The 3,145-nt window shown below is 64.7% G+C and carries 4 protein-coding genes; 2 read left to right on the forward strand and 2 right to left on the reverse strand.

Translation table 11 applies throughout. From position 1 onward, the window contains the following. Positions 1-928 (forward strand): SigB/SigF/SigG family RNA polymerase sigma factor (locus NS1_RS38400; protein WP_307620662.1); only part of this gene is annotated, 928 nt, incomplete at its 5' end. A 443-nt stretch (positions 929-1,371) separates the two neighbouring features. Here NS1_RS38400 and NS1_RS38405 read toward each other — a convergent pair. Further along, complete coding sequence (locus NS1_RS38405) at positions 1,372-1,617, reverse strand: DUF8691 family protein (protein ID WP_063816395.1); 246 nt, start codon at positions 1,615-1,617, stop codon at positions 1,372-1,374. A gap of 137 nt (positions 1,618-1,754) precedes the next feature. Next, the gene (locus NS1_RS38410; RefSeq protein WP_062992647.1) at positions 1,755-1,964 is read right to left on the reverse strand and encodes a DUF4333 domain-containing protein; all 210 of its coding nucleotides are present in this window, start codon (positions 1,962-1,964) and stop codon (positions 1,755-1,757) included. Positions 1,965-2,256: 292 nt separating this feature from the next. On the opposite strand from NS1_RS38410, the gene NS1_RS38415 reads away from it, so the two are divergent. Then, positions 2,257-2,553 carry a hypothetical protein gene (locus NS1_RS38415; RefSeq protein WP_062992649.1) on the forward strand — a complete coding sequence of 99 codons (297 nt, stop codon included), beginning with the start codon at positions 2,257-2,259 and terminating at the stop codon, positions 2,551-2,553. Positions 2,554-3,145 lie beyond the last annotated feature (592 nt).

Genomic DNA, 3,145 nt, shown 5'->3' on the forward strand with positions numbered 1-3,145 from the left:
ACGTCGACAAACAACAGAAGCGGGCGAAAAGATGACTCCGACACCGACAACCGAGGGCGGCCCGCAGCACGCGAAAACCCGCACATCGAAACCGTCACAATCCCGCCAACGTGCACAGATAGGCGCGCTGCTCGACGTGGGCCTCAACACGATGCACGTCCGCGAAGACGGCCCCGCGCACGGCACGCCGCTGCTGACCGACCCCCACAGCCCCGAACACGCTGCTCTGCGCGATCAGATCATCGAGATCTGCCTGCCGCTGGCCGAGAACGTTGCCCGCAAATACGCTGGCCGCGGTGAAGTGTTCGACGATCTGCTCCAGACCGCGCGCCTGGGCGTGGTCATGGCGGTCGACCGCTACGACGTGTCCACCGGATCACCGTTTTTAGGTTTCGCGGTCCCCACCGTCATGGGTGAAGTACGCCGGCACTTCCGCGACCACATCTGGCCGTTGCACGTGCCGCGTCGAGAGAAGGAGCTCCAGGGCAAGGTCAGGGTGATGACCGACGAGTCGACTCGTCGACTGCACCGCTCGCCGACCGCCCGGGAACTCTCGACCGAGCTCGATGTTGCGGTCACCGATATTGCCCGAACTTTGGTGGCGGCCAACGCGTTCCAGACGCGAAGCCTCGACACCCCCGCACGCGAGACCGACGGTGATCCCAGCATGACGATCGCCGAGACCTTCGGCGACGAGGACCCCCGCTTCCAGCTCGCCGAAGACACGATCACCGTCGCGCCCTTGTTGGCGCAGTTGTCGTCCGACGATCAGCAGCTGCTGATCTGGCGGTTCTACGACACACTCACCCAAGGCGAGATCGCGCAACGTCTCGGTATCTCCCAGATGGGCGTGTCTCGCAAACTCAGCAGACTGCTGGGTGATCTGCGTGCGCAGACCACCGATGACCGCCTCGCGGTCGCGGCCTGAACTCCCACCTTCGCCTGCGCCGTCTGCCCGCTTCGCAGCCCGGCAACTTTGGGCCGTTCCTCGGATTGCCGCTCGGCCCGACCGGGCGGGGCCATCCGTACAGGTCTGGCCGTCGAATTACTGGATGAAGGACCGGTTACCGTAGCGCTCACAACCCTGCGACGGCCCTTCAGCGAAAGGCACCGCCCGGTCGCGGGTCGCGTCAACCTCGACCGGGCGTGCTCGAATCGGGCCCGCCGATCACGTCACCGCGTCAGTGACTGGTCGCCGACAACAGCCAGCAGTCCGCGGCTTCACGGGCCCCGAATATCGGATGATTCGGCATTGCTGCGAATGCCGGATCACCCCGTCCGCGGCCCGGGAGAAGCCAGCCGACTCACAACCGGTACCGGGTCGCGGCCGGAAAAACGCCCAGTCCACGCCGCCTTCCCAGTCCGAGTGCGTCAGGCGACCGGAAACAGTCGGGTGACGGCTATCGGTGTCAGGCCCATCGCGTCCAGCCGGTCCAGCACCGACCGCAACCCAGCTCGGCCATCTACTGGTCCGGTCAGCCGGGTCTGTTCGCCGGCGTGCATGGCTTGCAGTTCGGGGAATGCCGCGCACGCCCGAGCCGACAGCAGCCCTTCGACGACGAATTCGTAGAGCATCTCCCTAGTCTGCTCGCGCAGGCGGCGCTCAGCGTCATCCATCTTGGATGAACTGGCACGCTCAGTCAGCAAGCTGGCGCAAATTGTCCTAGACAGGTGCACGGTGTTCGAAAACGACGGCGTTTTTCGAACACACCAAACCCAGCAGATGCTGGATCAACTCGAATCCCGGGCTCCTGTCACGGCCTGGTGACCTCGATCTCGCCCTGATCGCTGACGATCTCGACGTGCGCCTTCACCGAACGCAGGTAATCCCATGTATCGCAATCGAACTGGTTACCGTCGACGACCTGAACAGAACCGGGACAGGTCACCCTGCCCACCGGCTTGTCCCCCACGCCCTGCAACCGGGTTGCCACCTGCTGCTCCAGCGCCGCCTGGTCCAGCACCCGCGGTGGTTCAGCGGGGTCGATCGGCGCTCGCCACCTTTACCGTCACCACCACCGCGCACACCGCGACCACGACCGACGAGACGGCCGTGACGATCCGGGCAACACTGTGTTGATCAGCCACCCGATATTGCTATCCGCCACCCATCCCGCTGACAAAAGCTGAGACGCTGCCATGTCCAGATCCTCGGAGGCTAGGGTGCCGCGTCACCGCGGACTGACCCGCACAACGGTGCCGAGAACTGGAGAAAACCTGTGCTGTCTGGCCGGTCGCGGACATAGCCTCTCGGACATGGACGACATCGAACTGCAACCGCCCCGCGTCGCGTCGGACAAACACACCGGTCTCGTTCTCGACATCGACATCCTCGCCCTGCACCACCCCCTGCCGCTGGCAGGGGAGGACACCCACGCCTATATCCGTTGCACCGACGGCACCACCTACCGGCTCCCGGCCGCGTTGCAGGACTGGGCGACCACAGTGATTGCCGCGCACTACGCCCACAAAGCAGCCGGGAAACCCTTGATCTTTCCCGGTCAGATCGAGTTCGGCATCTTGGACGGCACCGTGTACGCCGAACTGCTGTAGCCGAATCCGAACACCTCATCCGGGCAGAGATGGTTTCGCCGCGGGCAATCCTCGGGCGCGAGGTCTCCGAATATCGGGTGACCTGGTATTCGGGGGCGAGTACCGGTCACGAGGCCGTAGTCCCGGGTCGTCAGCCGACATCTTGTCGGGCCGGGCTACGACCACTTACAACCGGTTCACGCCGGTACCTGGGGTTGGTGGGTCGGCACAGTCTCGCTCTGGTCCTTCCGTGCGAGTCACACCTGCACCGACCTACCGATCTCACTTCCCTGTGCGCATTCCCGGCCCTGCGAACGGTCTTGGCCACCAGCGCGGTCATACGGGTTCAATTCCGCTCGTCGTGCAGGTCGGTCCAGCGTGCGGGGGTGAACCATGGCCTGTCCAGCTGGTATTCCTCGTAGAGGGCCTTCCCGATGCGCCGCGCATCGGACGGAACTGCTGTGCCAGGTAATCGCCCCGTCGAGGAGCGTGGCGGGTGTGAAAACACGGATCGGTGTGGACCGAACTGCCACGCCCGGCCGCATCTGCGGAGCAACAATCACAGCCTGCGCTACCTCGGCGCACGCCTGATCATCACCAAGCGCAACGAGAA

It is taken from the genome of Nocardia salmonicida NBRC 13393 (genome assembly GCF_001613085.1).
Taxonomy (GTDB): Bacteria; Actinomycetota; Actinomycetes; order Mycobacteriales; family Mycobacteriaceae; genus Nocardia; species Nocardia salmonicida.